This window comes from Sphingopyxis witflariensis (assembly GCF_002205635.1).
GTDB lineage: Bacteria > Pseudomonadota > Alphaproteobacteria > Sphingomonadales > Sphingomonadaceae > Sphingopyxis > Sphingopyxis witflariensis.
Genome location: NZ_NISJ01000006.1, coordinates 184,099 through 210,162, shown reverse-complemented (window position 1 = coordinate 210,162; position 26,064 = coordinate 184,099). Strand labels below are relative to the sequence as shown.

General features: G+C 62.9%; 28 protein-coding genes and 1 tRNA gene. 9 read left to right on the top strand and 20 right to left on the bottom strand.

Going from position 1 to position 26,064, the window contains the following annotated elements:
* Window positions 1-90: 90 nt before the first annotated feature.
* Window positions 91-957, bottom strand: coding sequence for a sigma-70 family RNA polymerase sigma factor (locus tag CDQ91_RS13025; RefSeq protein WP_088473146.1), 867 nt, complete (start codon window positions 955-957; stop codon window positions 91-93).
* Window positions 957-1,412 carry a carboxymuconolactone decarboxylase family protein gene (locus CDQ91_RS13020; RefSeq protein ID WP_088473145.1) on the bottom strand — a complete coding sequence of 152 codons (456 nt, stop codon included), beginning with the start codon at window positions 1,410-1,412 and terminating at the stop codon, window positions 957-959. Before CDQ91_RS13020 ends, CDQ91_RS13025 begins: the two co-directional genes overlap by 1 nt.
* 248 nt (window positions 1,413-1,660) lie before the next feature.
* Here CDQ91_RS13020 and CDQ91_RS13015 point away from each other — a divergent pair, with 248 nt between their 5' ends.
* Entirely contained in the window at window positions 1,661-2,041 is a 381-nt protein-coding gene (locus CDQ91_RS13015) for a DoxX family protein (RefSeq protein WP_088473144.1), read from the top strand.
* Window positions 2,042-2,110: 69 nt separating this feature from the next.
* Here the strand turns inward: CDQ91_RS13015 and CDQ91_RS13010 are convergent, their stop codons facing one another.
* Window positions 2,111-3,088 carry a DUF6607 family protein gene (locus tag CDQ91_RS13010; RefSeq protein WP_088473143.1) on the bottom strand — a complete coding sequence of 326 codons (978 nt, stop codon included), beginning with the start codon at window positions 3,086-3,088 and terminating at the stop codon, window positions 2,111-2,113.
* Between the two features lie 23 nt (window positions 3,089-3,111).
* Window positions 3,112-5,394, bottom strand: a complete 2,283-nt coding sequence (locus CDQ91_RS13005) for a TonB-dependent hemoglobin/transferrin/lactoferrin family receptor (RefSeq protein WP_237245973.1) — start codon at window positions 5,392-5,394, stop codon at window positions 3,112-3,114.
* A 188-nt stretch (window positions 5,395-5,582) separates the two neighbouring features.
* Here CDQ91_RS13005 and CDQ91_RS13000 point away from each other — a divergent pair, with 188 nt between their 5' ends.
* Window positions 5,583-6,698: a hypothetical protein gene (locus CDQ91_RS13000; RefSeq protein ID WP_088473142.1), complete on the top strand. Its 1,116-nt coding sequence runs from the start codon at window positions 5,583-5,585 to the stop codon at window positions 6,696-6,698.
* A 128-nt stretch (window positions 6,699-6,826) separates the two neighbouring features.
* Here CDQ91_RS13000 and CDQ91_RS12995 read toward each other — a convergent pair whose 3' ends face one another.
* From CDQ91_RS12995 to CDQ91_RS12955, 9 genes are all read right to left on the bottom strand, one after another.
* Entirely contained in the window at window positions 6,827-7,837 is a 1,011-nt protein-coding gene (locus CDQ91_RS12995) for a PhoH family protein (RefSeq protein WP_088473141.1), read from the bottom strand.
* A 66-nt stretch (window positions 7,838-7,903) separates the two neighbouring features.
* On the bottom strand, window positions 7,904-9,241 hold the full coding sequence (gene miaB / locus CDQ91_RS12990; protein ID WP_088473189.1) for a tRNA (N6-isopentenyl adenosine(37)-C2)-methylthiotransferase MiaB: 1,338 nt from the start codon (window positions 9,239-9,241) through the stop codon (window positions 7,904-7,906).
* A gap of 7 nt (window positions 9,242-9,248) precedes the next feature.
* Window positions 9,249-10,046, bottom strand: a complete 798-nt coding sequence (locus tag CDQ91_RS12985; protein ID WP_237245972.1) for a lysophospholipid acyltransferase family protein — start codon at window positions 10,044-10,046, stop codon at window positions 9,249-9,251.
* The gene (locus CDQ91_RS12980; protein ID WP_088473140.1) at window positions 10,015-10,440 is read right to left on the bottom strand and encodes a Fur family transcriptional regulator; all 426 of its coding nucleotides are present in this window, start codon (window positions 10,438-10,440) and stop codon (window positions 10,015-10,017) included. The genes CDQ91_RS12985 and CDQ91_RS12980 overlap by 32 nt, the downstream gene beginning before the upstream one ends.
* A gap of 130 nt (window positions 10,441-10,570) precedes the next feature.
* Complete coding sequence (locus CDQ91_RS12975; RefSeq protein ID WP_088473139.1) at window positions 10,571-11,002, bottom strand: Ros/MucR family transcriptional regulator; 432 nt, start codon at window positions 11,000-11,002, stop codon at window positions 10,571-10,573.
* A 116-nt stretch (window positions 11,003-11,118) separates the two neighbouring features.
* Complete coding sequence (locus CDQ91_RS12970) at window positions 11,119-11,592, bottom strand: GNAT family N-acetyltransferase (RefSeq protein ID WP_237245971.1); 474 nt, start codon at window positions 11,590-11,592, stop codon at window positions 11,119-11,121.
* Entirely contained in the window at window positions 11,589-12,206 is a 618-nt protein-coding gene (gene tsaB, locus CDQ91_RS12965) for a tRNA (adenosine(37)-N6)-threonylcarbamoyltransferase complex dimerization subunit type 1 TsaB (protein ID WP_088473138.1), read from the bottom strand. The genes CDQ91_RS12970 and tsaB overlap by 4 nt, the downstream gene beginning before the upstream one ends.
* A gap of 21 nt (window positions 12,207-12,227) precedes the next feature.
* The gene (locus CDQ91_RS12960; RefSeq protein WP_088473137.1) at window positions 12,228-12,821 is read right to left on the bottom strand and encodes a malonic semialdehyde reductase; all 594 of its coding nucleotides are present in this window, start codon (window positions 12,819-12,821) and stop codon (window positions 12,228-12,230) included.
* A gap of 23 nt (window positions 12,822-12,844) precedes the next feature.
* Window positions 12,845-13,420: a NifU family protein gene (locus CDQ91_RS12955; protein WP_088473136.1), complete on the bottom strand. Its 576-nt coding sequence runs from the start codon at window positions 13,418-13,420 to the stop codon at window positions 12,845-12,847.
* Between the two features lie 63 nt (window positions 13,421-13,483).
* Between CDQ91_RS12955 and CDQ91_RS12950 the strand changes: the two genes are divergently transcribed.
* Complete coding sequence (locus tag CDQ91_RS12950) at window positions 13,484-14,356, top strand: hypothetical protein (RefSeq protein ID WP_088473135.1); 873 nt, start codon at window positions 13,484-13,486, stop codon at window positions 14,354-14,356.
* A gap of 21 nt (window positions 14,357-14,377) precedes the next feature.
* Window positions 14,378-14,453 (top strand) — tRNA-Thr (locus CDQ91_RS12945).
* A gap of 40 nt (window positions 14,454-14,493) precedes the next feature.
* Here the strand turns inward: CDQ91_RS12945 and CDQ91_RS12940 are convergent.
* Complete coding sequence (locus CDQ91_RS12940; protein WP_088473134.1) at window positions 14,494-14,940, bottom strand: Lrp/AsnC family transcriptional regulator; 447 nt, start codon at window positions 14,938-14,940, stop codon at window positions 14,494-14,496.
* Between the two features lie 119 nt (window positions 14,941-15,059).
* Between CDQ91_RS12940 and alr the strand changes: the two genes are divergently transcribed.
* The 3 genes from alr to CDQ91_RS12925 are packed head-to-tail and all read left to right on the top strand — an operon-like array spanning window position 15,060 to window position 17,839.
* Entirely contained in the window at window positions 15,060-16,208 is a 1,149-nt protein-coding gene (gene alr / locus CDQ91_RS12935) for an alanine racemase (RefSeq protein WP_201791900.1), read from the top strand.
* The gene (locus CDQ91_RS12930) at window positions 16,205-17,464 is read left to right on the top strand and encodes a D-amino acid dehydrogenase (RefSeq protein WP_088473132.1); all 1,260 of its coding nucleotides are present in this window, start codon (window positions 16,205-16,207) and stop codon (window positions 17,462-17,464) included. The genes alr and CDQ91_RS12930 overlap by 4 nt, the downstream gene beginning before the upstream one ends.
* A gap of 27 nt (window positions 17,465-17,491) precedes the next feature.
* A complete protein-coding gene (locus CDQ91_RS12925; protein ID WP_088473131.1) occupies window positions 17,492-17,839 on the top strand; it encodes a RidA family protein in 348 nt (115 codons plus the stop codon).
* A gap of 42 nt (window positions 17,840-17,881) precedes the next feature.
* Here CDQ91_RS12925 and CDQ91_RS12920 read toward each other — a convergent pair whose 3' ends face one another.
* The 3 genes from CDQ91_RS12920 to CDQ91_RS12910 form a co-directional block, all read right to left on the bottom strand.
* Window positions 17,882-18,946: a formylglycine-generating enzyme family protein gene (locus CDQ91_RS12920; protein WP_088473130.1), complete on the bottom strand. Its 1,065-nt coding sequence runs from the start codon at window positions 18,944-18,946 to the stop codon at window positions 17,882-17,884.
* A gap of 92 nt (window positions 18,947-19,038) precedes the next feature.
* Window positions 19,039-19,911 (bottom strand): alpha/beta fold hydrolase, encoded by an 873-nt coding sequence (locus CDQ91_RS12915; protein WP_088473129.1) that lies wholly within the window; start codon window positions 19,909-19,911, stop codon window positions 19,039-19,041.
* Between the two features lie 2 nt (window positions 19,912-19,913).
* On the bottom strand, window positions 19,914-22,220 hold the full coding sequence (locus tag CDQ91_RS12910; RefSeq protein ID WP_088473128.1) for a TonB-dependent receptor: 2,307 nt from the start codon (window positions 22,218-22,220) through the stop codon (window positions 19,914-19,916).
* A gap of 172 nt (window positions 22,221-22,392) precedes the next feature.
* Between CDQ91_RS12910 and CDQ91_RS12905 the strand changes: the two genes are divergently transcribed.
* On the top strand, window positions 22,393-23,001 hold the full coding sequence (locus CDQ91_RS12905; protein ID WP_088473127.1) for a TetR/AcrR family transcriptional regulator: 609 nt from the start codon (window positions 22,393-22,395) through the stop codon (window positions 22,999-23,001).
* 177 nt (window positions 23,002-23,178) lie between these two features.
* Complete coding sequence (locus CDQ91_RS12900) at window positions 23,179-24,327, top strand: winged helix-turn-helix domain-containing protein (protein ID WP_088473126.1); 1,149 nt, start codon at window positions 23,179-23,181, stop codon at window positions 24,325-24,327.
* A 315-nt stretch (window positions 24,328-24,642) separates the two neighbouring features.
* Here the strand turns inward: CDQ91_RS12900 and CDQ91_RS12895 are convergent, their stop codons facing one another.
* The 3 genes from CDQ91_RS12895 to CDQ91_RS12885 all read right to left on the bottom strand — a co-directional run bounded on the left by CDQ91_RS12895 (window position 24,643) and on the right by CDQ91_RS12885 (window position 26,038).
* Window positions 24,643-24,918: a DUF6959 family protein gene (locus CDQ91_RS12895; RefSeq protein ID WP_088473125.1), complete on the bottom strand. Its 276-nt coding sequence runs from the start codon at window positions 24,916-24,918 to the stop codon at window positions 24,643-24,645.
* 108 nt (window positions 24,919-25,026) lie between these two features.
* The gene (locus CDQ91_RS12890) at window positions 25,027-25,362 is read right to left on the bottom strand and encodes a hypothetical protein (RefSeq protein ID WP_088473124.1); all 336 of its coding nucleotides are present in this window, start codon (window positions 25,360-25,362) and stop codon (window positions 25,027-25,029) included.
* Between the two features lie 274 nt (window positions 25,363-25,636).
* Window positions 25,637-26,038 carry a hypothetical protein gene (locus CDQ91_RS12885; RefSeq protein WP_088473123.1) on the bottom strand — a complete coding sequence of 134 codons (402 nt, stop codon included), beginning with the start codon at window positions 26,036-26,038 and terminating at the stop codon, window positions 25,637-25,639.
* Between the last annotated feature and the right edge of the window lie 26 nt (window positions 26,039-26,064).

Sequence of the window (26,064 nt, the reverse complement as noted above, 5' to 3'; positions counted from 1 at the left end):
CCCGGGCTTGACCCGGGGTCCCGCTTTTGCCCGCGGAAGCGGGACCCCGGGTCAAGCCCGGGGTGACGATGGAAAGAAACTCATCGGCCCTTAATGCACATGCCGCAGCTTGTCGGGGTTGCGCATAACATAGATGGCGGAGACCTTGCCGTCGGCAATCTCCAGCGCCGTCGTTTGCAGCTCTCCATCGGCCTCGCGGGTAACGAAGCCCGGCAGGCCGTTGATCATGCCCGCGTGGACCAGAGTCGAGCCATATTTTCCAAAAAGCACCGCGAGGCTGCGGTGGAGCTTCATCACGATATCGAAGCCGAGCACCGGCATCAGCGCCGCTGGGCGCTTGCCGCCACCGTCGGACCACATACCAACGTCCGCCGCGAGCAGGGCGCCGAGCGCCCCCATGTCGCCGCTGCGCGAGGCAGCGAAGAAGGCGTTGGCGATCTCCATCCCCTGCTCCTTCTCGAGCTTGTAACGCGGGCGCGCATCGCGGACGTGTGTCCGGGCGCGGGCGGCGAGTTGGCGCGTCGCGGCGGCATCGCGGCCAATCGTCGTCGCAACCTCGTCAAAGCCGACGCCAAATACGTCATGAAGCAGGAAGGCAGCGCGCTCGAGAGGCGACAGGCGTTCGAGGGCAAGCATCAGCGGCAGGGTGACGTCGTCCGCCTCTTCCTCCTCGACCAGCGGGTCGGGGAGCCACGGCCCCACATACGTCTCGCGCTGGCTGCGCGCCGATTTGATCTGATCGAGGCAGAGCCGCGTCACGGTGCGGCGCAGGAAGGCCGCGGGCTCGCGGACCTCAGCGCGGTTGGTCCCGAGCCAGCGGATGAAGGCGTCCTGCACTACATCCTCGGCATCGGCGACCGATCCGAGCATGCGGTACGCGACGCGGGTGAGCAGCGGACGCAGCGGGTCGAAACTGACCGCCGCGTCTGCCGCATCATGATGGCCCTCAGCCGTCATCAGGCCGCCTTGGCCGCGGGCATTTCATACCAGAGGTCAAAGCCGACCGCGATGCGGTTCCAGCCGTTGATGATGTTGATCATCAGCGTGAGCTTCACCTGTTCCTCCAGTGTGAAATGCGCTTCCAGCGCATCCTTGGCTTCCTTCTGTGTGTGGCCTTGCGACAGGCGGGTCAAGGCGTCGGTCCACGCCAGCGCGGCGCGTTCGCGGGGCGTATAGACCGGCGCTTCGTGCCACGCGGCGAGCAGGTAGATGCGCTGTTCGCTTTCGCCTCCCGCGCGCGCTTCGGTCGTATGCATGTTGATGCAATTGGCGCAGCCGTTGAGGATCGAGGCACGGATCTTGACCAGTTCGATCAGGCTCTTCTCGAGGCTATCCTGCACCGCGAGCGAGGTCGCCATCCACTGCTTCATCAGTTGCGGCGCGGCGGCGAAGGGGTCGGTTACGTTCGTCATGTCGAGGCTCCTTTTTGCAGGTTGTGCTGACTTGACGAGACAGGGTGGGCGGATGTGACACGGGGAACGAAAATAATTTCGCAAACGCGTCATTGCGAGCGAAGCGAAGCAATCTCCAGCCATCCGCCTTCCGCCACGCCGATGGCTGGAGATTGCCGCGTCGCCTTCGGCTCCTCGCAATGACGTCTTGATATCGACCGACAGCGCTCTAGCATTCACCCGTCGATCAACGGCAAGGAGGGGTTATCATGAAATTTCTCGATGGTTTCGGCGAACAGGCCTATGCGCTGCTGCGCATCGTCGCAGGTCTCTTGTTCCTCGCGCATGGCGTGCAGAAATTCTTCAATTTCCCGGTGGCTTTCCCGATGCCGCTCAACCCAATGTTGATGGCGGCGGGCGCGATCGAGATTGTCGCGGGCGGCCTGATCGTCCTCGGCCTGTTCACCCGCCCCGCGGCCTTCCTTGCCAGCGGCATGGCGGCAGTCGGTTACTGGGTCGCGCATGGCGCCAAAAACCCCTTCCCGATCGTCAATGGCGGCGAAACGATTGCGCTTTACTGCTTCATCTTCCTGTTCATCGCAACGCGCGGCGCAGGAATCTGGAGTGTCGAAGGCGCCACAAAAAAATGATCTGACACAAAAATAGGGGCGGCCCTTTGCAGAGCCGCCCCAGTTGCGGGCTTCACATGGTGAAGTGGGTCAGAGTTTGCGGGTGTTGGTTTCGATCAGCTTCTTCGCTTCGGCGATCGCCTTGGCGGTGATCAGCTTCTTTTCCTGAATTTCGTCGGCAATTTCGAGCAGGCGGCCGCTGATGACCGTGCCGGTGTCGGCCTTTTCCTCGATCGCGATGCCGCCCTTCGCCTGCGCAACCCGGGCCCATTCGCCGCGGACGGCGGCCCAATAATCCTTGGTCACTGCCCAATAATCGTCGGCGGCCTTCACATCATATTGGTCATATTTGATATAGGTGTTGAGGACATATTCCTGAACGATCGGGACAAGCTTGCCGTCCTTGGTCCCCATTTTGGTGTTATCCTGCCAATGGACCCAGCCGTCGGGGCTCGGCTGGTGGCGGTTGATCGACAGATAGCGGTCGTAAACCGGGTTCCGCACGGCATCGCGGCGCGCGAGCGGGCGCCAGGTCCAACTGGAGCGCCAGCGGCGAACACCGCCCTGCGTCTCGAACTGGCCCCAGCCGCCGTAGCGCGGGCTGTCGTCGACCTGCCACACCGTCTGCGACCAGCGACCGGTGCGCATTTTTTCGGGGACATCTTCCCACGTCCATGCGTTGCGGTCCGAATAGACCAGAACCCTGGCCGGTTCATATTCCCAATCCTGCCGCCAATGCTTGATGACGAAGCTCTTGTCGTCGTCGCCGGTGATGACGAGCATATGCTGGAGCGAGATTTTGCGCCCGGTATCCTCGATCACGCGAATGACCTCGTTGCCGCCCGAGCGCTTCGGTTCCAGCACCTCGTAATTCGGGTCCCAGCGCGTCGATTCCTGCATGTTGAAGCTGACGCGGTAATTGCCCGCCATCGCAAGGATGTCGGCGCGGTCCTGTTCGAAATTGGCCGCCGCCTGCTCGGCGGCGATCGGCGGGTGCGCCGACGCGATGGTCGGGAGTGCCGCGGAGAGCAGCAACAAACCCGCAGCGATTTTACGATATGCTTTCATCGGTGCAGTCCTTCTTTTGGTGTTCAGAAGCGGTAGCTGAGCGACACGCTCGCGTTGCGGCCGGGCTGGGTATAGGCGTCGGCACTCGCGGGGGTGACGAAGGTCCCGGGCACACCCGCAGGCGAGCCCGCTGGCGGCGGCGTCTGGATCATCGCGAGGCCGCGTACATCGCTCCACCAGCTGTATTTCTTGTCGAGGATGTTGAAGACACCGGCGCGCAAGGTCAGCCCGTCGGTAATGCGGCCGAAAACCGTCGCATCAAGGATGGTGAAGGCGGCGGGCCGAAAACAGGTGGGCGTGCAAAGCCCCTCCGCGCGCGACGCTTCCTTGCGGCCGGCGTGCGTCATGATGATCTGGCCACCGAAGCGTCCTTCGCGCTCTCGGTAACCGACCCCGGCGACGAGCTTCAGCGGGTCAATCGTCGACAGCGGCGTGCGCGTGCCATCGGGCTCGATAATATCCCCCTTCGCATAGGATAGGGCGAGCGTCGTATACAGGCCGGACGACGCTCGCCCCTCGAACCGCGCCTCGGCCCCTTTGACCCGGACGCGATCGAGATTCACAAATTGATAGATGGCGGGATCGGCGGGCGTGAAGCTGCCGCCGACGACTTCCTGGCTGATGAAATCCTTGTAGCGCGCCGAAAAGGCGGTGAGATCAAGGCTGACGGCATCGCTCGAAAAGCGAAGGCCGCCCTCGAAGCTCTCGCTGCGTTCGGGACCGAGATCGGGGTTGGGCTTCGACGTGTAGCCGAAGGCCAGATTTTCGAAAAACTGGTTCACCTGCCCCGGTTCGGGCGCCTTGAAACCGGTCGCATAATTGGCGAACAGGCGCACCTCGTCGGTGACCTTCCACAGCGCGCCGAACTTGGGCGACAGGCGCGAGCCGTCCTGCTTGGCGCCAGCGAAGCTCGGCAGCAGCGGGTCGTCCTGCGGCGACAGGTCATACCAGTCGAAACGCAGCGCGGGGTAAAGGATCAGGCGACCGTCGGCGATGCTGATTTCGTCGCCGACGAACAGGCCTGCGCGGGTGAAATCGGTGCTCGGGAAAGCGCGCGCCGGGAAGACTTCGCCCGCCGGCGGGATCGTCCCGTCGCGCAGGCCGCGCTGGCGCGTCTTGCTGATGTCGCCGCCGAAGACGAGGCGGTGGGCGAGCGGGCCGGTCGCGAAATCGGAGCGGGCGTCGGCCGAGGCGCCGAAGACGCGGTTCTCGAAGGTGTTGAGGCGCGTACGGTCGGCGGCGGGGGTCCGATCTTCCTCTGTATATTGGCGATCCTCGCTGTCCTGCCAGTAGAGCGCGACGCGGGCGAAATCGATCGTCCCCTCGCCTTCCCAGCTCCAGTCGAGCGACACGCGCTTGCGTTCCCCGGTGTCGAAACCTTCGAGACGATCGACGGTCGCGGTGATCCCGGTCAGGCCCTGCGTATAGAGGTGCGTGTCGAGATATTCGCCGGTGAGGCGCAGCTTGTGACCGTTCGCGGGATCATAGACGATACGCCCCAGCGCCGCGTTCGACCGGCCATCCTGCGGATTGGGGAGCGTGCGTGCGGGACCGGTGCCGTCCTTGGTCCCCTTGTTATCGAGCTCCTGCCAGTCGCGGCGCGTATAGGCGGCCATGGCCGACCAGTCGCCGCTGCGGCCCGCGAGGATCGCGGTTTCGCTGAACTCCTCGTCGGCGCTGCTGTAAGCGCCGCGGACCAGACCGCCGACACTCTTGCCTTCCTGCAGAAAGTCCGACGGATCGGAGGTGATGAAGCTGACTGCCCCGGCCAGCCCGTCGCTGCCGTAAAGCGCCGACGAAGGTCCGCGGAGAATTTCGACCGACTTGATGAGGCCCAGATCGACATAATCCCCGCGTCCCGAAGCCTGCGCGCCAAAGCTGAAGCCATCGGGAACGCGGACGCCGTCGACCTGGATCAGCACGCGGTTGCCGCCGATCCCGCGAATGTTGAAGCTGTCGTTGCCCGCACGCCCCGTCGCGCCGAGCGCGGCACCGAAGCGCGCGGGCTGGCGCTGGACGCTGACGCCCGGTTCGAAACGGATGAGATCGCGGATATCGGTGACGAGTTCGTCGGCGATCCGCTCTTCATCGATGACCGTGACGGTGATCGGAAGATCCTCTGCCCGCACCGCGGTGCGCGTCGCGGTGACGACGATCTGGTTCTTGCGCGCCATCCAGTAATCGCCGTCATTGTCCTGCGCGAACGCCGGCTGGGCGGTCACGGCAAGCGCGAGGCCGAGCGCGGTGCCCGCAGCAAGGCGCGCGGCGCGCGTGGAAACGGTGGACGGCGGAGCGGCGTGCGTCAAAATTCTTCCCCTGCTTGATTGCGATTGATTCGCAATAGCCGCGCTCTAGGCAGGCGCGGCGCAGTGGTCAAGTATTATGCTATTAAGAATCACTTGCGTTAATTGGAAAGCCAAAATCGCGCGATTAACCAAAATCAAACCGGGCTGCGGCATAAGCGGTCCATCGACCCTTCGCTCGCTAGGCCGCCATGCCCTTTCCTCATGAGATTCAATCGGCGCTGCTGTTCGATGCGCCCGTCCGCCATCTTGAATCGGTGATGCACAGTTTCCTGAACATCGAGGCGGCGCGCAGCGGCCTCGACTATAATCTGGTCGAAGCGAAGCCGGGCGTCTTCTATCGCCTGTTCGGCGCCGGCGAGACGATGATCACGCTGGAATATGTGGCTGAGCCCGCCAACCCCGATGCATTCCGGCAGCCGGTCGAATCGGCGATCACACGCATCTATTGCCCCGACATGCCCCAGCGGCTGATGCGACATCGCGCGCATATCTTGATCAATGTATCGCATGGCGCGCTGCCCTCGACCCGTGACATCGACCGGGTACTGGGCAAAATCGGCTATGTCCGACCAAGTACCACGCTGCCGCAATTCATGCGCCGGATCGAGCTTTGCACGCTTCTCACGCGGCTGGCGCAGGACGAACAGCCCGCGAGCGTCGTCCACTGGACACAGAGCAACCAGCTGTTTCCCGGCGAAATGTTCGACACGCTGGGCACCGGCAGCGTTCCGGGCCCGCTGCATATCCACCCTTATCTCTATGGCGGCGGCCAATCGGCGAGCGGCAAGACCCTCGCGGGCATCCGCACCTTCGGCGCCGGCCATTTCATCGATCGCGAAATCCGGATCGAACCGAGCGAGCTGCCCTGGGCCGCAAATTTCGAGACGATCCTGGCGTTCCTGCGCGTCGCGACCACCCAAAATGGCTATATCATCCCCGACGACGACACGTTCGGCCCGGACGACCACAGCCTATCCTATCGCGTCCGCCATATCGCGGCGACCGACGACGACGTGCCGCTCTATGAACTCGAACCACTGCTGCACCGCGAATATGGTTTTCAGTCGGACAGCTATGTCCCGCGCGAACGCGTCTTCGACGACCGGTCGCCGCCCGCCGCGTTGATGCCGTCAGCGCAAGACGAGCGTCAGATATTGCTCGACGAATGGCAATCGAAGCGCAGCATGGCCGAGGGGATCGGCGGCAGCTTCGAGGTTTGCGCAAGCGGCCCGCAACCGGGCGCTACACCGTCCGCTCGGCCCGGTTTCGGCGTGCGGCGGGTGTTCGGGCGCAAGACGGGCTGAAGCTATCTCCAAGAATATCGAGCAGCCTAATTAACCGTTCGCATCGAGCGAAGTCGAGATGCCCCTCGGCCAAGCGCTATACCGATGGGGGTCTCGACTTCGCTCGACACAAACGGGACGAAAAGCCGTTAGCTCTTTGCCCCCGGCCCCTCATAGGCATCGACGATCCGTCCGACAATCGGATGGCGGACAACGTCGGCGCTGGTGAAATAGCTGACGTTAATGCCTTCCACGCCCTCGAGGCGGCTGACTGCGTCGGCGAGACCCGAGCTGGCGGGGATCGGCAGATCGACCTGTTTCGGGTCGCCGCACACGACCATGCGGCTGTTCGCACCAAAGCGCGTCAGGAACATCTTCATCTGCGGGATCGTCGTGTTCTGCGCTTCGTCGAGGATGATGAAGGCATCGGCGAGCGTGCGCCCGCGCATGAAGGCGAGCGGCGCGATTTCGATTTCCGCACTCGCGATGCGGCGCTCGACCTGTTCGGCGGGCAGGCAATCGTGGAGCGCATCGTAGAGCGGACGCAAATAGGGATCGACCTTTTCCTTCATGTCGCCGGGAAGGAAGCCGAGCTTTTCGCCCGCCTCGACCGCGGGACGCGACAGGATCAGGCGCTGGACGCTACCGGTGATCAGCTGCGCGACCGCCTGGGCGACCGCGAGATAGGTCTTGCCGGTCCCCGCCGGGCCGAGCGCGAAGATGATGTCGTCGCGGGCGAGCGCCTGCATATAGGGGACCTGCGACGGCGCACGCGGGACGATCGTCTTTTTGCGTGTGCGGATCATGATCGGCGGCGCTTCGCTGACATCGTGGCGGATGATGCCGTCGAGTGTCGGCTGCGCCGACAGCGCAATCACCCCATCGACCATGCCGCCATCGACCTCCTGCCCCTGTTCGATGCGGCCATAGAGATCGGCGAGCACGTCGCGGGCGCGCGCCGCAGCTTCCGCCTCGCCTTCGATCTGCACGCGATTGCCGCGCGCCGAAATATAGACGCCGAGGCGGTTTTCGATCGCAACGAGATTGCGATCAAACTCGCCGAACAATATCCCCAATAGCTGTGTCCGTTCAAACTCGGCCGTCAATCGGACGCGATCGCCGGGTTCGGCGGGGGTTGCGGCGAGTGGGCGTTTGGACACGTGGGCAATGCTCCTAGCTGAAAATCGACCGTGGGTATTCGTGGGTGCCGGGCGCGCCGCGTCGCATCAGGCGACCTCTCTCATCAGCGGTTCGGCGCCGAGGCTGTTCGAGCCGCCCGACGTCACGCGCACATCGACCATATCGCCGATCGCGAGGCCCGGCACGATGACATGCACCGACTGGAGCCATGGCGACTTGCCGATCAGCTGACCATCGAGCTTGCCTTTGCGTTCCATCAGCAGGCGCGTCGTCTTGCCGACCGTTGCCGCGTTAAACGCCCGCTGCTGCTCGTTGAGCAGCGCCTGCATGCGCAGCAACCGGTCGTGCATCACCTCATCGGGAATCTGATCGTCCATCGTCGCCGCGGGAGTGCCGGGGCGGCGCGAATATTTGAAGCTATACGCCATCGCGTAACGCGTCTCGTGGATCAGATCGAGCGTCGCCTGGAAATCCGCCTCGGTCTCCCCCGGAAAGCCGACGATGAAGTCGCCCGAGATCGCGATGTCGGGACGCACCGCGCGGACGCGTTCGATGATGCGCAAATAGCTGTCGGCACTGTGGCTGCGGTTCATCGCCGCGAGGATGCGGTCGCTGCCCGCCTGCACCGGCAGGTGGAGATAGGGCATCAGCTTGTCGATCTCGCCATGCGCCGCGATCAGCCCGTCGGTCATGTCATTGGGGTGGCTGGTCATGTAGCGGATACGCTCCAGCCCATCCTCTCGCGCCAATTCGCGGACCAGCCCGTCGAGGCCGATCGCGCGGCCGCGATCATCCTCACCGTCCCACGCGTTGACGTTCTGGCCGAGCAGCGTGATCTCGCGCGCGCCGCCCGCGATGAGCGCGCGCGCTTCGGCGATCAGGTCGGCGAAGGGCCGGCTGATTTCGGCGCCGCGCGTATAGGGTACGACGCAATAGGTGCAAAATTTGTCGCAGCCTTCCTGCACCGTCAGGAAAGCCGTCGGGCGCTGACCGCCCGCGCGTTTGGGCAATGCACCGAATTTCGATTCGGCGGGCATGTCGAGGTCGACTGCTTTCTCGCCGCGCGCCGCGCGGGCGATCAGGTCGGGCAAGCGGTGATAGGCCTGCGGGCCGACGACGACGTCGACGGTGGGCGCACGGCGCGCGATTTCGGCGCCCTCGGCCTGCGCGACGCAGCCTGCGACGGCAATCGTCGGGCGGCTGCCGTCGGCGCGCTTCAGGCGGCCGATATCCGAATAGACTTTCTCGGCCGCGCGCTCGCGAATGTGACAGGTGTTGAGCACGACAAGGTCGGCATCGGCGCCCTCGGCCGCGGCAACATAGCCTTCGGCGCCGAGCATCTCGGCCATGCGCTCGCCATCATAGACGTTCATCTGGCAGCCGAAGGATTTGACGTGAAATGTTTTGGGAGAGTCGGGGTTCATCGGCTCGCTATAGGCGATGCAGCGCCGCGGCGGAAGGGCGCGCCGTCGCGGCGATTTCACGCGCTATCGCGGCCCGCGCTGACTCGCTGATCGCCTTGCGATCATGGGTCACTTCGGCGGGTAGCGGATCGAGATAGTGGATCGTGAGCGCGATCGGGCGCTTGCGCGCCAGCAGCCGCTTGAAATTGCCGAGTCCCGATTCGGGGTCGAGCCAGGCAATGTCGTTCGCCTCCGCGCCATAATCGAGGAACACCGGCTGGATCCGCAAATTGGGAAGCGGCGGGACGACGGCCTGGAACAATGAGGCACGAAATGGCAGCAGCCCGTCGCCGGGGCCCGTCGTTCCTTCAGGAAACAGCGTCACCGGCCGGCCGCGCGCCAATGCGCCGCGCAGATTGTCCGCCTGCGCATGAATTTCGCGCTTCGCATCGCGCTGAACATAAATGGTATGATTCTGGTCGGCGAGCCAGCCGACGAGCGGCGTGCCCTTGACCTCCGCCTTCGACACAAAGGCCGATCGCGCGGCGCCGCCAAGCGCCAATATGTCGAGCCAGCTGACATGGTTCGACGCGAACAGCACATCGCGCCGCAACCGCGTGCCGGTGGTACGGACGCGCAGGCCCGCGATCCAGCCAGCGGCGTTGAGAAAAGCCATGACCATCGGCGACGGGCGACCAACGGCACGATAGCAAAGATGCGGAACGATCAGGAACAGAAGCGCCAGCACCATCAAGGTGAGGCGTGCGACCGAACGCCAGGTAATCGAGGCGCGATCAGTCGCGCTTGCGATCGATGGCGACACCATAAAGCTCCATACGATGATCGACGAGGCGGAAGCCCAGCCGTTCGGCGATAACCTTTTGCAACGCCTCCAGTTCGGGATCGACGAATTCGATCACCTTGCCCGTTTCGACGTCGATCAGATGGTCGTGATGCGCCTCGGGCGCGGCTTCGTAGCGCGACCGGCCGTCGCCGAAATCATGGCGATCGAGAATGCCCGCTTCTTCGAATAGACGGACGGTTCGGTAAACGGTGGCAATTGAAATGCCGCTATCGACTTTAGAGGCGCGCTCATAGAGCGTCTCGACGTCGGGATGGTCTTCGGAATCCGAAATCACACGCGCAATGATGCGGCGCTGCTCGGTGATGCGAAGCCCTTTTTCATGGCAGAGAGCTTCAAGGTCGATGGAACCGGACATGCGGGCCTTTCCTGCGTGATGCAGTCGTATCTTTGTTCTGGCAACTGTATAGGGTCGCGCCGCGGATAGAACAAGGGCGGCCCCCTTCGGCGCCGCCCTCATTTGCCGTTATGGCCCTATTGCAAAGCGCTTAGGCCTTTTTGGGTTTGCGCCCGCCGCCACGGCCCTTGGTGCCGAGGCCGATTTCCTTGGCCAGCGCACGACGCTTTTCGGCATAGTTCGGCGCGACCATCGGATAGTCGGCAGGCAGGCCCCATTTGGCGCGATAATCATCAGGAGTCATGCCGTAATGCGTCATCAGGTGGCGGCGCAGCATCTTCAGCTTTTTGCCATCTTCGAGACAGGTGATGAAGTCGGGTTTCACCGACGCGCGGATCGACACCGCAGGCACGAGTTCTTCTTCAACAACGACCTTTTCGCCAAGCCCCGACAAGGCGGCATGGACATTGTTGATCAGAACGGCGAGGTCCGAAATCGCGACGCTATTGTTGCTGACATGTGCTGCGACAATGTCAGCCGTGAGCGTCACGAGCATTTCGTTGGTATCGGCATGGTCCGACATGAGATTATTCCTTGCTAGATTCACCCTGAAGAGTGGGAAGCGAATATTGGTATTCTACTTCCACCGGACCGATTACTGCCACTTTGGGAACAATTCCGCAATGGCCGATCATTTGGCTACATTCCCGTGGACGATCGCCGCATGGTAATCGCGTCGCGCACCACCCCGTCCCCGCCGCGATAATAAGCAGGTCGGCGGCCACATTCCGAAAATCCGGCGCGCGCATAAAGATGAACGGCGTCATTATCGGCACGCATTTCAAGGAAATAGTCGTCAGCACCCTGCGCATCGGCCCATATCTGCCAATCACCGATCAGCCGCGCACCGATGCCGCGCCCGCGATCGGAGGGGTCGACCGCAAGCAACAGCAGTTCGCTTTCCGGCCCCGCAATACGCGCTGCATAAAAACCGCACGGCCGCTCGCCATCCCAGGCGAGCGCGACCCGCGCCGAGGGCAGCGCGAACAGGGTGAACAGTTGTGCGCCACTCCACGCTTCACCATAGGCGGGGTCGAAGGCGGCATCCATCACGCGCATCACCGCCGCGAGATCGCTGACGCGGGCGGCGGCAAGGCGAATTTCATCGCTCATGTCGTGCGCATCGGTTTGGCATCGGGTTCACGACCATAGATCGGCCGGGGATCGGCGAACAGCGCATCGGCCGGAAGCTGCAGGAACGCGCGCGCATCGGGAAGCACCGACAGCGCATCGCCGGTTCCGCGCAACTCGACAAAGGGCAAGGCACGGTTGCCGACGATCAGCGCATCGTTGGCGCGGATCGCTTCTGCGGGAAGCAATGAGCGTATTGCGGCGCGCGGCGTCAGGTCGGCGGCAAAGGGTTGCACGAACCATTGGCCATGCCCGCCCTCCATCACCACCAGCGCGCCGCCAGCCGCCGCAATGGCGTCAGCGGCGCTGGCCGCGACGAGCGACAGAGTCGAAAATCCCTGAACCGGGACCTGCCAGCCCAGCGCCAATCCCCGCGCTGCCGCGACGCCGATGCGCACCCCGGCGAAACTGCCGGGGCCGCAGCCGACCATAATGGCATCAGCGCGGCCACCGTCCGCCAGATCCGCGATCAGCGGAACCAACCGTTCGGCGTGGCCACGGCCGATCACCTCATGGCGAGAATCCACGACCTCTCCCGCGTCCACCAGTGCCACCGAGCAGGCTTCACTCGCCGAATCGATGACCAGATACCGCATGAAAAGACCCCGCCCGCCCGTTCAGGCGATGCGATTAAAGCGGCCGAAATCCGGGCGCGGGCTGCGGTCGAAAATGCTCGCCGGATCGCCATAGCCGAGCGTCGTGATAAAATTGCTCTTCACATTCGGCTGATCGGTAAAGAAAGCCGCATCGACGCCCGCATTGTCAAAGCCCGACATCGCCCCGGTATCGAGCCCGAGCGCGCGCGCCGCGAGGATGAAATAGCCGCCCTGCAAGCTGGAATTGCGGAACGCGGTCGTGTGCGCCAGCGCGTCATTGCCGACGAACCATGCACGCGCATCGGCGTGGGGGAAAAGGTCGGGCAGATTTTCGTAAAATTCATTGTCCATGCCGATGATCGCAGTGACCGGCGCTTTCAGGATTTTTTCGGCATTGGCGGGCAGCGCGAAGGCGGCGAGCTTTTGCTTCGCCTCGTCCGACACGCACCAGATGATCCGCGCCGGCAGGCTGTTGGCGCTGGTGGGACCGAACTTCACCAGGTCCCAAATGGCGTGGAGTTGCGCTTCCGAAACCGGTTTGTCGAGATAGCCGTTATAAGTACGCGCGGCACGAAACAACTGGTCGAGGGCGCTATCCGAAAGCGGCTCGCTCATGGGCATTCTCCTGTTTGGGATCGTCAGACGGCGTGGACCGCAGTCACTTCGGGAACATAATGTTTGAGCAGCGATTCAATGCCATTCTTCAGCGTCGCGGTCGAGGACGGACAGCCGGCGCAGGCACCCTGCATCTTCAGATACACATTGCCCTTGTCGAAACCGCGATAGATGATGTCGCCGCCATCATTGGCGACTGCGGGACGGACGCGCGTTTCGATGAGTTCCTTGATCTGCTCGATGATATCGGCATCGGCGGGATCGTCGGCGAAGCCGGCCTCATCCTCTGGCGGCACGGAGAAACCCGCACTCGCGGCGCTGAACAGCGGCACGTCGGCGAGGAAATGATCCATGACGATGCCGAGGACATCGGGCTTTACGTCGCTCCACTCGGCACCGGGCGCGATCGACACCGACACGAAGTCGCGGCCGAAAAAGACTCCGGTGACATCACCGAGCGAAAAAAGCGCACTCGCCAATGGCGAAGCTTCCGCCTCTTCGGGGCTCGCAAAGTCACGGGTTCCCGCGTCCATCACCACCCGACCGGGCAGGAATTTGAGCGTCGCGGGATTGGGCGTCGATTCGGTTTCGATCAGCATGGGTTGCATGTGGGACGCCGACGCCCTTTGTGCAAGATAACATAGATGCCCTAGGGGAAGACAATGCGCCGTTTTTCGCATTTCGCCGCCATCGACTGGTCGGGCGCACGCGGCCCCCGGCAACGCGGAATTGCGCTCGCCGTCGCGCGTGGCACCGCCGCGCCCGCACTGGTCCGGCCGAAGCATATCTGGTCACGCGCCGAAGTTCTGGAATGGCTGGAATCGATCGCAGCCGCAGGCGAGAATATACTGATCGGTTTCGATTTTTCGGCCGCCTTCGCCTTTGCCGACCATGGCGCCTATTTCCCCGACTGGGCCGACAGTCCAGCCAATATCCGCGCCCTATGGGCATTGGTAGAACGGCTCGCGTGCGGCGATCCACATCATGAAGCCGGGTCGTTTTTGGCGCATCCGGAAGCGCGGCGCCATTTTCGCCATGGCCAGAGCGACGTCGGCGACCTGTTCGAACCCGGCGCCGGACGCCTGCGCATCGTCGAGCAACATCAGCGCGCGACGAAGCAGGCAGCCAGCGTCAGCAATTTCAACCTCGTCGGCGCAGCACAGGTCGGCAAGGCCAGCCTGACGGGGATGCGCCTGCTCCACCGTCTGTCGGGCCGGATTCCGCTGTGGCCGCTCGATCCTCTGCCCGCAAAAGGCCCGTTACTCGTCGAAATATATACCAGCCTCGCTGCACGCGCCGCGGGCCTGCCACCGGGGCGCAGCAAAATCCGCGACGGCGCAGCGCTCGATGCGGCGTTGGCCGCGCTGGATTCGCCGCCGATCGGCAGCACCGGCCCGATCAGCGACCATGCGAGCGACGCGCTGCTGACCGCCGCGTGGCTGCGCCACATCGCTGGCAACGCCGCGCTATGGGGCCCTGCCCCGCTCACCGACGAACTTGCATGCACCGAAGGCTGGACCTTTGGCATAATTTGAAGCAAGGGGCGTTGAAGGTAGGCCGGCTTAGCTCAGTTGGTAGAGCACCTGATTTGTAATCAGGGGGCCACGGGTTCGAATCCTGTAGCCGGCACCAGTATAATCCCCTTCAGACTCCAGCCCTTGCCCACCGCCGCTCACATCCGCCGGTGGCTGCGCATCGCGAAGCTGGACGTGATGCGCGAAACCCCGGGCAATCGCGACAATATATCACGATGGAAAGCGCCATAATCGTCGATCCCGGCGATCTGGACGCGCAGCACATAATCGCCGTCGCCGGTCATCAGATACCATTCCTGAATTTCGGGATGGCGGCGCAGCGCGGTTTCAAAGCGGACCAGATATTCCTCGGTCTGCCGTTCGAGTTCGATCTGGACGATCGCGACGGTGCCTTCGTCGGGGGCCGCCCCCGAAACGATCGCGGTATAGCCGCGAATGATCCCCGATTGTTCGAGCAGCCGGACACGGCGCAGGCACGCCGACGGTGACAGGCCAACCTCGGCAGCGAGCGCGCTGTTGGTGATCCGCGCGTCGAGGCGCAGCCGGTTCAATATGCGCCGATCGGCGTCGTCGAGAGCCTGCATGCAGAATATTCCATTTCTTCGCATAATCTGTCGCACGTCGGGCGATCATCGACGCTTCATACGCCAATCCGGTCAAAAATTGATAAAAATAATCGCTATCCTCCCGGCGGGAGATGGCCATGAAGCATCAGATTATCGCCGAAGCCTGTTCGAGCAGGCTTCGCATCGACCTTGGCGCGATCCGCGCCAATTATCGCGCCATCGCCGCGCGCGTTGCGCCCGCCCGGTCGGGCGCAGTGGTCAAGGCGAACGCCTATGGCCTCGGCGTCGTTCAGGTCGCCCCCGCGCTCTATCGCGAGGGATGCCGCCACTTCTTCGTCGCTCAATTGAACGAAGCCATCACGCTGGCCCGCGTGATCGGCGATGACGCCACCATCTTCATCCTCAACGGCCTCGATCCCGGAAGCGAGGCCGATTGCGCCGAGCGCGGCTTCCTTCCCGTGCTCAATTCGCACTCGCAGATTGAACGGTGGCGCAAACTTGCGCGCACGAAGGGCAGGCCCCTGCCCGCCGCGCTGCAAATCGACAGCGGCATGTCGCGCCTCGGCCTGCCGCCCGCCGACGCCAGCGCGCTGGCGCAGGATCTGCACCTGTCGCGCGAGATCGATCTGCGCCTTCTGATGACCCATCTTGCGTGCAGCGACGAACCCACGCATCCCGCGAACCGCGCCCAGCTCGACGGTTTCTACGCGATCCGCGCGCACTTCCCGGGCGTCCCGGCGTCGATCGCGAACAGCGGCGGCGCCTTTCTGGCGGGTGATTTTCATTGCGACATCGCCCGTCCCGGGGTCGCGCTCTATGGCGTCGATCCGGCGCCCGACGCCCATGGTCTGCGGCCCGTCGTCACGCTCGAGGCCCGCGTGTTGCAAATCCGTGAGATCGAGACAGGCATCGGCGTAGGCTATGGCCTCACCTACACCGCCCCCACCCCGCATCGGCTGGCAACGATCGCGATCGGCTATGCCGACGGCTGGCCGCGCAGCCTGAGCGGCGTCGGCGCGGCGTGGCATCGTGACGTGCGGCTGCCGATCGTCGGGCGGGTGTCGATGGACAGCATGACCGTCGATATCACCGCATTGCCTGCCGATGCGCTCGCCGAAGGGGATTTCGTCGAACTGCTCGGCCCGTCGCAATCGCTCGCCGACGTCGCGCGCGACGCGGACACCATCGCCTATGAAATTCTGACGCAGCTCGGCCCGCGCCACGCGCGGATCGTCGTCGATGACGACGGCGTATTGGAATTCACCGCACCGGGAGAGCGGATATGAGGATCGTCATCCTTGGCGCCGGGGTCGTCGGCGTCACTTCGGCTTATTATCTGGCCGAAGCAGGGCATGAGGTGGTGCTGGTCGATCGCCAACCCGGCCCGGCGCTGGAAACCAGCTTTGCCAATGCGGGCGAGATTTCGCCCGGCTATGCTTCGCCCTGGGCGGCGCCCGGCATCCCCGCAAAGGCGATGCGCTGGCTGATGATGAAGCATGCCCCACTGATCATCCAGCCGCGCCCCGACATGGCGATGCTGCGCTGGGTACTGGCGATGCTGCGCAACTGCACCGCGAACCGCTATGCACTCAACAAGAGCCGGATGGTGCGGCTCGCCGAATATAGCCGCGACGAATTGATCGCGCTGCGCGGCGCACTCGGGATCGAATATGACGAGCGTTCGCAGGGCACGCTGCAATTGTTCCGCACGCAGAAGCAGCTCGACGGCAGCGCCGACGATATTGCGGTGCTGCAAAGCTATGGCGTGCCTTATGAGGTGCTTGATCGCAGCGGCTGCGTCGGCGCCGAGCCGGGGCTGGCCATATCGCAGGATCACTTCGTCGGCGGGCTGCGACTGCCGCATGACGAGACCGGCGATTGCCATATCTTCACCCGCGCGCTCGCGCAGCGGCTGCCCGCAATGGGAGTCGAACTGCGCTACAACACGCGCATAGAGGCGATCGAGAAGGACGGCGACCGGATCACCGGCGTCCGCACCGACGATGGCATGCTGCGCGGCGACGCCTATCTGGTCGCGCTCGCCAGCCATTCGCCCGCGCTGCTCGCGCAGCTCGGCATCCGCCTGCCGATCTATCCGGTGAAGGGCTATTCGATCACGCTGCCCGTCGCCGATGCGGCGCGCGCGCCGGTGTCGACGCTGCTCGACGAAAGCTACAAGATCGCGATCACCCGGCTCGGCGACCGTATCCGCGTCGGCGGGATGGCCGAATTGTCGGGTTACGACCGCAGCCTGTCGCCGCGCCGCGAGGCGACGCTGCGCCATTCGCTGAACGATCTGTTCCCCGGCGCCGCCGACAATAATGCCCCGTCGGGCTTCTGGAGCGGCTTGCGTCCGATGACGCCCGACAGTACGCCGATCATCGGCAGGACGCCGGTTTCCAACCTGTTCCTCAACGCGGGTCACGGCACTTTGGGCTGGACGATGGCATGCGGCTCGGGCCGCCTCATCGCCAGCATCATTGGCGGCACGCCGCCGCCGATCGACCCCGAGGGGCTGGAGCTTGCCCGCTATTCACGCTGATTCAAAACCACAATAAAGGAAAATAATATGACCATCGAACGTCTGCACTCGGGCTCGCGCATGAGCCAGGCCGTGGTCCACGGCGGCCTCGTTTATCTCGCCGGTCAGGTCGCCGCCCCCGGCGAAGATGCGACCGCGCAGACCCGGGCGATCCTCGGCCAGATCGACGCGCTGCTCGCCGAAGCCGGCACCGACAAGTCGCGCCTGCTGACGGCGACGATCTGGCTCGCCGACATGGCCGATTTCGGCGCGATGAATGTGGTGTGGGAAGAATGGATCGGCGGCGCCAACGCCCCGACCCGCGCGACCGGCGAAGTCCGCCTCGCGACCCCCGACTATAAGGTCGAAGTGATCGTCACCGCCGCGCTGGCCTGATGACGGACCGCCCCCGTTTCGCCGCGCTGGCGAAGCGGGGGTTCAGGCTTTCGGCGCCTCGTCGTAAACGAGGCGGAAGCCGACATTGCTGGTGCCCATGCCCGGATCGCGCCCCTGTCGCGAAGCGGGGCGGTAACGCTGGCAATAATTGGGCGCACATAAATAGCTGCCGCCCTTCACCGTGCGCGACGGCATGCCCGGATTATACGGATCGTAGGACGCCTTTTCGGCGGGCCCCTTGGGATTGTCGCGCTCGTCGGGATTGTGTCCCGGCTTGAAGAAATCGGCCGTCACCTCCCACACATTGCCTACCATGTCGTACAGGCCATGCGCGTTGGGCTTGTAACAGCCCACGGGGGCGACGCCTTTAAAGCCATCGGTTTCGGCATTGTAATTGGGGAAGGCGCCCTGCCAGCTATTCGCTTCGGCGGGCTGGACATTTTTCGACGGCGCGCCCGCGCTCGCGGCAAATTCCCATTCGGCCTCGGTCGGGATGCGCCCGCCGCGCCATTTGGCATAGGCGACCATATCGTCCCACGCGAGATGGACGGCGGGTTCGTTTGCGACCGCATCGGCGCCCTTCGGACCATAAGGCTTTTTCCAGCTCGCGCCGGGGACATATTTCCACCAGTCGCTATAATTGTTCGACGGAAAATCGGGCGGGGTGAATACCGCCGAACCGGCCTTCATCATGTCGGGCGGAATCTGATCGGCGGGAACCTGAAACTGTTTGAGGTCGACGGGCTTCTCAGCGACCGTCACATAGTTCGTCGCCCTGACGAAATCGCCGAACTGGCGGTTGGTCACCTCATGCGGGTCGATCCAGAAACCGCCGACGGTCGTTTTCCGCACCGGCCCTTCCTCGGCGTAGACATCATCTTCGCCCATATGAAAGGTCCCGCCGGCAAGCTTCACCGGCGTATCGGCGATCGCCTGGCATTGGCGCGAGCTCACTGCAGCAACCTGCTTGTCCACCGGCGCTGCGCCCTCCCCGCAACCGGTGACCGCCAGCAGGACCGCGGCACCCGCCAGCAGGCGCCTTGCCTCGACATGACGGCGACCGGCGTGGAAGACCCGGGATATTTTACCATCAAGCTGCCAGGTCATGCATGCTCCAACACAGGATCAGGAAACATGCTGGCGGATAGCGCCGAAACGCGCGAACATCCACTAGATGCAGCACCCTGGGCAGAAAGGCTTCAGGGCTTGGCTTCCAGAAACGCCCCAATGGCATGCTTCGCAGCGTCTTCGGACAATAATGGTGCATGCCCCACCCCCGCCACTTCGGCATAGGCCATGCGCGGCGCGGCACGGCGCATTTTCGCGGCGATCGACTGCGACAGCAGATCCGAAAGCTCGCCCCGGATCAGCAGCGTCGGACGCGACCTCGCGAGCCTGAGGAACAGCAGCCACGCCAGCAGCGACCGGCGCGGAAGCGGCTTCGCCATGATCGGAACCGCGATCGACGGGTCATAATCGAATTGCGGGCGCCCCTGCTCGTCCGCGATGCAAGCGCGCTCGGTGAGCACCCGCCAGTCGTCATCCGCGAGATTCGGGAGAGCGACGGAGCTGGTGCGCTTGAAATGAGCAACTGCATCGTCCCAGGTCTCGATCGCCACCGCCTGACCTGCATAGCCGGCGATGCGCGCGATCCCCGCCGGATCAACCTCCGGCCCCACATCGTTGAGGATCGCGCTGGCAATAACGCGGCGGTGGCGGGCCGCCAGCATCATGGTGATCAGGCCGCCCATCGAAGTGCCGATGAAATGCGCGCGCGCGATGCCGAGCGCATCGAGCATCGCCAGCATGTCACGCGCATAGACCGGCAGTTGATAGTGCATCGGATCGGCGCTGCGCCCCGACTTCCCGCGCCCGCGAACATCGACGGCGAGCACGCGCCGCCCCGAGGCCGCGAGCCACGGCGCCATATCCTCAAAATCGCGCGAATTGCGGGTCAGGCCGTGGATGCAGATCACCGGCAGGCGCGCCGCACCATCGGCGGCGGGATAGTCGCGGGCAAAGAGCGGCACCCCGTCGGGCGCGTTCCAGCGCCGCTCCTTGAAATCCGCCACCGTCAGAACCGATATTCAGCCGAGATGCGGGCGGTGCGCGGCGGGCCATAGAAGCCGATCACCGACTGAGCGAACTGGTTCGACGGGAAATTATAGCCGCCGGTGCGATAGGCGACGTCGAACAGATTGCGGCCGTGCACGCCGAGCCGCCAATGTTCGTCGGGCGAGGTCCATGTCACGCTGAGATCGACGAGCGCATAGCCGTCCTGATCGATCGAGGGGATCGGGATTTCGAACAAATGCGTGTCGCTGCGGAACGAGATCGAGGGCAACACCGCCATCCGCCCGCCCATGAAATCGGCCTGCCAGTTGAGCGAGACGCTGCCCGTGAACTTCGGCGTATTCTGGAAACGCCGCAGGTTCGCGACGTCGACATTCTGGCCCGTGGCAAGATCGAAGACGATGAACTCGTTGAACTTCGCATTGATGTAGCCGAAGCTGAAGTTCGCGCTGAAATCGCGGCTGAGCACCGCCTGCGCTTCCAGCTCGGCGCCCCATATCCGCGAGCTGCCGACATTGTCGACAAAGCTGACGACGCCCGGCGGCGGCGTGACCTTGGGCACCTGCGTCGTCACCTGCTGCCCCGCATAATCGGTGTAGAAGACTGCAGCGTTCATCCGGAACTGGCCGTCGAGAAAGTCGCCCTTGAACCCGAGTTCATAGGAATCGACGATCTCGGCGTCATAGCCGTCCTTCGTGGCCGGGGTCGCGGTGGCGTCGCCGCGCATGTCGAACCCGCCCGATTTGAAGCCGCGGCCATAGGCGGCATAGATGTTCACATCATCGCTGGCGGCATAGGTCAGGCTGACGCGCGGGGTGAATTCTTCGAAGGTCCGGCTGTTGCTATAGTCGGTCAGAATCTGCGGGACATTGAACGGCGGCGGCAGAGCCGGGACATAGGGTTTCAGCAGCGGGCTTCCCAGCGTGCCGAAATAATTGGCTTTGAAGACCGTTCCGTCCTTTTTGTCGCGCGTCCAGCGCGCACCGAGCGACAGCTTGAGCCGCTCGGTCAGATCATAATTCATGTCGCCGAAGATCGCGAAGCTTTCGGTATCGACCGACCCGCTGGTGAGCTGGGTCAGCGCAGTCCCGGCGCTCGGCCGCGGCACGAGCAGCCCCTCGGGAATAAGCCCACGGCCGAGGATGGTGTCGAACGCGCCCGAAGCTTTGGCATCGAGATAATAGACGCCCAATACGCCTTGCAGCCTGTCGGTTTCGATCTGCGCCTGAAATTCCTGGCTGAACTGGCGATCCTGATAGACTTTGCCACTCGACGCGATGTCGAGGAAAGGTTGCGGCGTGCCGTCGAAATCGATCCCGTCGCCGCTTGAATAGCCATCGCGATAAGCGGTGATCGACTTGAGCGTGATCACGTCGGATACGCTCCACTCGCCCGTCAACGACAGTCCTTGCGTCACGACCTTGCTCTGGTCGCCGACCCCGGCGAGCGTATCATATCGGCCCGGCAGAACCGCCGTATTGCTGTTCGGTTCGCGCAATTCGCGATGGCCGTGGTTGCCGTTGGAACGATCCTCGGTGCGGTCCGCCGCAAGCCGGATGAAGATATCGTCGGAGGGCGCAATTTCGACCGACAGGCGGCCGGCGATCACATTCTTGTTATTGGTGTCGGCGCCGGTGAAGTAATTCTTGCCGTAGCCGTCACGATTATACCAGGCGAAGGCCGCGCCGACCGAAATCGCGTCGGAGACGGGAAGCGCGACCGAACCGGTCAGATTATATTCGTTATAGCTGCCCACTTCGCCGCGGACCTTGCCGCTGAAATCATGGCCGAGCCGCTTGGTCACATATTTGACCGCGCCGCCGATCGTGTTGCGGCCATAGAGCGTGCCTTGCGGCCCGCGCAGCACCTCGATCCGTTCGATATCGAAAATGTCGAGAACGGCACCCTGCGGCCGCGCAATGTAAATATCGTCGACATAAAGGCCGACGCCCGGCTCGAAACCCCACAAAGGATCCTGCTGACCGATGCCGCGAATGAAGGCGGTCAGCGTCGAGTTGGTGCCGCGCGATACCTGCAGCGTCAGGTTCGGCGTCGAACGCTGGAGCGCTGTGATGTCGGGCGCGCCCTTCAGGTCGAGCGCATCGGCGGTGAAGGCGGTGACCGAAATCGGAACATCCTGCAGGCTTTCCTCGCGGCGCCGCGCGGTGACGACGATCTCTTCAACCTGCGCCGTGCTGGCACCGTCGGGAAGCACATCCTGCGCGGCGGCGCTGTTCGCGCCCGCCATCGCGCCAAGCGTCGATCCGGCAAGCAGCATGCATTTCAGCGCCCGGCGATATTCGGTCATCAAATCGTCCCTCCCATGCGAATCATTTAATACGATTCCGTATGAGATATAAATAGACAACTAGGACGAATCTGGTCAAGCTCTGAGAGATTTTTCGATAAATACGTCCGATAGCGAATGAAAAATTCTGCGAGCATTGACCTCGGAGGGCGCGCACCCTACGCCTTGCGTCATGTCGTTGCCGCCACTTCCGCTTCAGCCGATCCTTCCGGGCGCGACCGCCGCGCCGGTCAAGCGCGGTCCCAAGCCCAAGGTCACATCCGAACGCTGGTTCATCGCCGCACTCGAACAGCTTGCGCTCGGCGGGATCGACGCGGTACGCGTTGAACTGCTCGCCGAAACGCTCGGCGTCACCAAGGGCATGTTCTATGCGCGCTTCGACACGCGCGAGACCTTTCTCGACGCCATGGTCGATTACTGGCGCCAGCGCACGACCACCGGGCTCGTCGGCGAACTCACCGCGATGGATACGGGTCCCGAGGACCGGTTGATGCGGCTGTTTGCCATCTCGCGAATGGACCGCGCCAGGACGGGCGCGTGGATCGAGGTCGCGATGCGCACTTGGGCGCTGACCGACGATCGCGCCAGGCGGGCGATGGAAGAGATCGACCGGCACCGGCTGACCTATTTTGAATCGGTGGTCGCGGCGAATGGCGTGCCGACCGAACAGGTGCGGGCGCGCGCATTTCTGATCTACAGCTATGTGATCGGCGACACTCTGCTTTCCGGCGATCGCGCGGCGATCCGCGATATCTGCCATCTGCTTCTGACCGCTCCCTGAAAACCGTCCAGGGCTTGCCCCTGCCCGGCCCGCCACCTGCTTTTGGTCGCTCGAAGCGATCGGCCGATGGTTGATTTGTTCTCTCTTTGTTTTTACTGAGAGCCAAGCGCGAGCGGTGCAAAGGCCAATGCTGAATAACATCGGTCGACGCCGTATATGCGGATCAGAAGCAGGAACATGACGGCGGGAACGGTCAGGATCAGCCAAGCCGATGCGCGGCGCCTGTGGTTGCGGGCACAGCGGCTAGATGAAAACGCGCCCTTTGGCGCAGGACCGACGGCTGTGGCAGCAGCGATACAACATCTCGGCTATGTACAGATCGACACGATCAATGTCATCGAGCGCTGTCATCATCACATTCTGTGGTCGCGCATTCCGAAATATCGGAACGCGGCCCTCGAGGCGGCGCAATCCAGCGAGAAGTCCGCGTTCGAATATTGGGCCCATGCGCTCGCCTACATCCCGACAAGCGATTACCGCTTCTTTGTTCCGGCAATGAATGCCTGGCGCATCAGGCCGCATCCCTCCTTCGCCAAAGTGGACCCCGATGCCTATGCGGCGCTGCTGGCGCGCATTCGCGACGATGGCCCGCTCTCGCTCCGCGACATCGATGACCAGCTGCTGGAAGAAAAACAGCATCCCTGGGCAAGCCGCAAGCCCTCAAAACGCTTGCTCACGCATGGTTTTTGGGTCGGTGACCTGACCGTGAGTGCGCGGACAGGCATGCTCAAGACATATGAATTGACCAAACGGCATTTCGGCTGGACCGAGCGGCCGCCCGCGGCGACACACGATGAATTTTCCGCCTATTTGCTCGAGCGGGCCCTGCGTACCCAAGGTGTCGCCAGCCTTGAGAGCGCAACTTACGGCGATGCGCCGGCCAAGGCCGCCGTAGCGCGGCTCGTCGCCGAACGCGTTGCGCGAAATGCATTGGTGCCCGTCGAGATCGAAGGGCTGTCCCGTGCAAACCATTGGGCCGAGCCGGCTGCGCTGGATGAGCTGCGATCCCTGGCCCCGGCCAGGCGCGTCCATATCCTGTCACCATTTGATCCGCTGGTGATCCAGAGGAAGCGCTTGTCGGCGCTCTTTGGATATGAGCATCGGTTCGAGGCCTATGTCCCGGCGGCCAAGCGCGTTCTTGGATATTTCGCACTTCCGGTGCTCGTGGGCGACCGGATTGTCGCCGCGATCGACACGAAGATGGATCGCAGGACGGGTTCCTTAATCATCCAGAAGTGGACCTGGACTGTACCGGAAACCAGGACTTTGCGAGCCCGGATCGAGGTCGCGCTAGGCAGATTCGAGCGATTTCAGAAGATCGCGTGACGGGCCCATACGCAGCATGGTTGTGGAAGAAATTCGGCGGGCGCAATCGGATTGCGGTATCGCTCGGTGCCATAGCGCCCTCGCTTGTGCGAGGACTTCGCAAAGCCACCGAGTTGCCCCCATCTTCCGCGAATACAGACAGGCAACGGCGATCGCTGACAACCAACGATTGCTCTAAAACTAGCGGAAATCAGGTATTTTTTCAACCTTTGGCGACTATCGCCAAACAGGAAATTGGTAGCGGAGGAGGGACTTGGCTTTAAGCGGGGATTGGCTCGCATCCAGATTTAGAGGCTGCTTTGGGGTGGAGAGCGGTCATTCACTCCCGCAGGAAAAAGGCAGCTGCAAGCCATACTCTTGCATGATTTGAGCGTAGAAATTGACCCTCGCCTGAAGTTCGTCGGCGAGTTCCTTCAGGTCGTGCCAATGTTCCGAATCTGGCTCAGCGCCCGCAAGGGCAGCTGTTGCCATGCTGCTCAGGTTGTGCAGAGTGTCCCCTTGGATCAACATTCCGGGGAAGTTGCGGCCCGGATGTCGCATGACGGCGGCATTGGTCGCATCAGAGTAAATCTCAACCGGTTCTGTTCGCATACTCACCTCGCTTAGTGCGCAATGCCGATTGCCACCTATGGTCGATTCCAGACGCTAAGCCCAGATCAGCATATATCGGCAGCCAACGGCCAATTTCGGAAGTGTCGATTAGATGATCCGAGGAGCGCCGGGCTTTCGGTCGTCGGGATGCTCACCAATGATGATCAGATCGAGCAACATCTCAAATGTATCAGCGACCTTCAGGTTCTCGCGCGCCGCCAAGACATATTCAGATCTGGTGCGGACAGCCGCTGCCGCTTGCCGCAGCGCGCGAAGAATTTGCTTCGATAGTACGCTCACTTCTCGAAGGTCTCGGGCCTTGTCCGCAATATGATTAAAGAGAGTTTCGAAAGCTGCGGCATCAAACGTATCAGCCGTTAGCAGCCTGCCGGTGGCACGCTCCTCCAGCTGTTCAAGTTCAAGGTCGTAGTCGTTCACGCTCATCCAAGCTGCGTAGCGGCAAACATAGCCACTTCACACCCCATACCGATGATGAATGCAGCCCAACCATTAAATCGAAGTTCGACGGGGGTTCGATTCATTTTAAACGTCAGAAAACATGGGATTTTGTGGTAGCGGAGGAGGGACGCATAAATTTCTCTTATAATGTTGATATAGATTTATCTTTTTTTACTTTTCGAGGAAAATACCCCCACCGATACCCCCGCAGAAGCGATGCGATGAACCGTTACGATTGCACGACGAATCGGCGAAAAGCCTACAGTCTCTCATCGGACAATTCGCGGAGCACCTGAATGGAAAGGGCCGCCAAAGGACTGGATCGCACGAAACCTGGCGCGGTTTGGGGCGGCACGTCATGGATTATGTCGGATCGCTCTTCGTCGTGCGAGAACTCGTCGCCGCGTTTCTGTTCGAACGTCGCGAGCCTTGCCTCACCGTCGATCGCGACCAGTTTGGATCGAAAGTTCAGATGCGCAGCGTAGCGTTCGACGTGTTCCATCAGCGCGCGCACATAAATCGGCACTCCGCGCAGCACAGCACCGACCGTGTGGAACCGCACGTCGATGTCCTTGAGGACCCAAACCTGATCCTGCCATGGATCAACGGTTCCATTGTCATCCTGAATGAGACGCCCACTGGTCAGGATGATAGCCCGCACCAGCCTGGTTTCAGGCGTTCGAAACC

What these genes read in the sequence shown, in the direction of transcription:
- CDQ91_RS13025 (WP_088473146.1), bottom strand. Translation starts at nt 957, where the DNA reads ATGACGGCTGAGGGCCATCATGATGCGGCAGACGCGGCGGTCAGTTTC.
- CDQ91_RS13020 (WP_088473145.1), bottom strand. Translation starts at nt 1,412, where the DNA reads ATGACGAACGTAACCGACCCCTTCGCCGCCGCGCCGCAACTGATGAAG.
- CDQ91_RS13015 (WP_088473144.1), top strand. Translation starts at nt 1,661, where the DNA reads ATGAAATTTCTCGATGGTTTCGGCGAACAGGCCTATGCGCTGCTGCGC.
- CDQ91_RS13010 (WP_088473143.1), bottom strand. Translation starts at nt 3,088, where the DNA reads ATGAAAGCATATCGTAAAATCGCTGCGGGTTTGTTGCTGCTCTCCGCG.
- CDQ91_RS13000 (WP_088473142.1), top strand. Translation starts at nt 5,583, where the DNA reads ATGCCCTTTCCTCATGAGATTCAATCGGCGCTGCTGTTCGATGCGCCC.
- miaB (WP_088473189.1), bottom strand. Translation starts at nt 9,241, where the DNA reads ATGAACCCCGACTCTCCCAAAACATTTCACGTCAAATCCTTCGGCTGC.
- CDQ91_RS12985 (WP_237245972.1), bottom strand. Translation starts at nt 10,046, where the DNA reads ATGGTGTCGCCATCGATCGCAAGCGCGACTGATCGCGCCTCGATTACC.
- CDQ91_RS12980 (WP_088473140.1), bottom strand. Translation starts at nt 10,440, where the DNA reads ATGTCCGGTTCCATCGACCTTGAAGCTCTCTGCCATGAAAAAGGGCTT.
- CDQ91_RS12975 (WP_088473139.1), bottom strand. Translation starts at nt 11,002, where the DNA reads ATGTCGGACCATGCCGATACCAACGAAATGCTCGTGACGCTCACGGCT.
- CDQ91_RS12970 (WP_237245971.1), bottom strand. Translation starts at nt 11,592, where the DNA reads ATGAGCGATGAAATTCGCCTTGCCGCCGCCCGCGTCAGCGATCTCGCG.
- tsaB (WP_088473138.1), bottom strand. Translation starts at nt 12,206, where the DNA reads ATGCGGTATCTGGTCATCGATTCGGCGAGTGAAGCCTGCTCGGTGGCA.
- CDQ91_RS12960 (WP_088473137.1), bottom strand. Translation starts at nt 12,821, where the DNA reads ATGAGCGAGCCGCTTTCGGATAGCGCCCTCGACCAGTTGTTTCGTGCC.
- CDQ91_RS12955 (WP_088473136.1), bottom strand. Translation starts at nt 13,420, where the DNA reads ATGCTGATCGAAACCGAATCGACGCCCAATCCCGCGACGCTCAAATTC.
- CDQ91_RS12950 (WP_088473135.1), top strand. Translation starts at nt 13,484, where the DNA reads ATGCGCCGTTTTTCGCATTTCGCCGCCATCGACTGGTCGGGCGCACGC.
- CDQ91_RS12940 (WP_088473134.1), bottom strand. Translation starts at nt 14,940, where the DNA reads ATGCAGGCTCTCGACGACGCCGATCGGCGCATATTGAACCGGCTGCGC.
- alr (WP_201791900.1), top strand. Translation starts at nt 15,060, where the DNA reads ATGAAGCATCAGATTATCGCCGAAGCCTGTTCGAGCAGGCTTCGCATC.
- CDQ91_RS12930 (WP_088473132.1), top strand. Translation starts at nt 16,205, where the DNA reads ATGAGGATCGTCATCCTTGGCGCCGGGGTCGTCGGCGTCACTTCGGCT.
- CDQ91_RS12925 (WP_088473131.1), top strand. Translation starts at nt 17,492, where the DNA reads ATGACCATCGAACGTCTGCACTCGGGCTCGCGCATGAGCCAGGCCGTG.
- CDQ91_RS12920 (WP_088473130.1), bottom strand. Translation starts at nt 18,946, where the DNA reads ATGACCTGGCAGCTTGATGGTAAAATATCCCGGGTCTTCCACGCCGGT.
- CDQ91_RS12910 (WP_088473128.1), bottom strand. Translation starts at nt 22,220, where the DNA reads ATGACCGAATATCGCCGGGCGCTGAAATGCATGCTGCTTGCCGGATCG.
- CDQ91_RS12905 (WP_088473127.1), top strand. Translation starts at nt 22,393, where the DNA reads ATGTCGTTGCCGCCACTTCCGCTTCAGCCGATCCTTCCGGGCGCGACC.
- CDQ91_RS12900 (WP_088473126.1), top strand. Translation starts at nt 23,179, where the DNA reads ATGACGGCGGGAACGGTCAGGATCAGCCAAGCCGATGCGCGGCGCCTG.
- CDQ91_RS12895 (WP_088473125.1), bottom strand. Translation starts at nt 24,918, where the DNA reads ATGCGAACAGAACCGGTTGAGATTTACTCTGATGCGACCAATGCCGCC.
- CDQ91_RS12890 (WP_088473124.1), bottom strand. Translation starts at nt 25,362, where the DNA reads ATGAGCGTGAACGACTACGACCTTGAACTTGAACAGCTGGAGGAGCGT.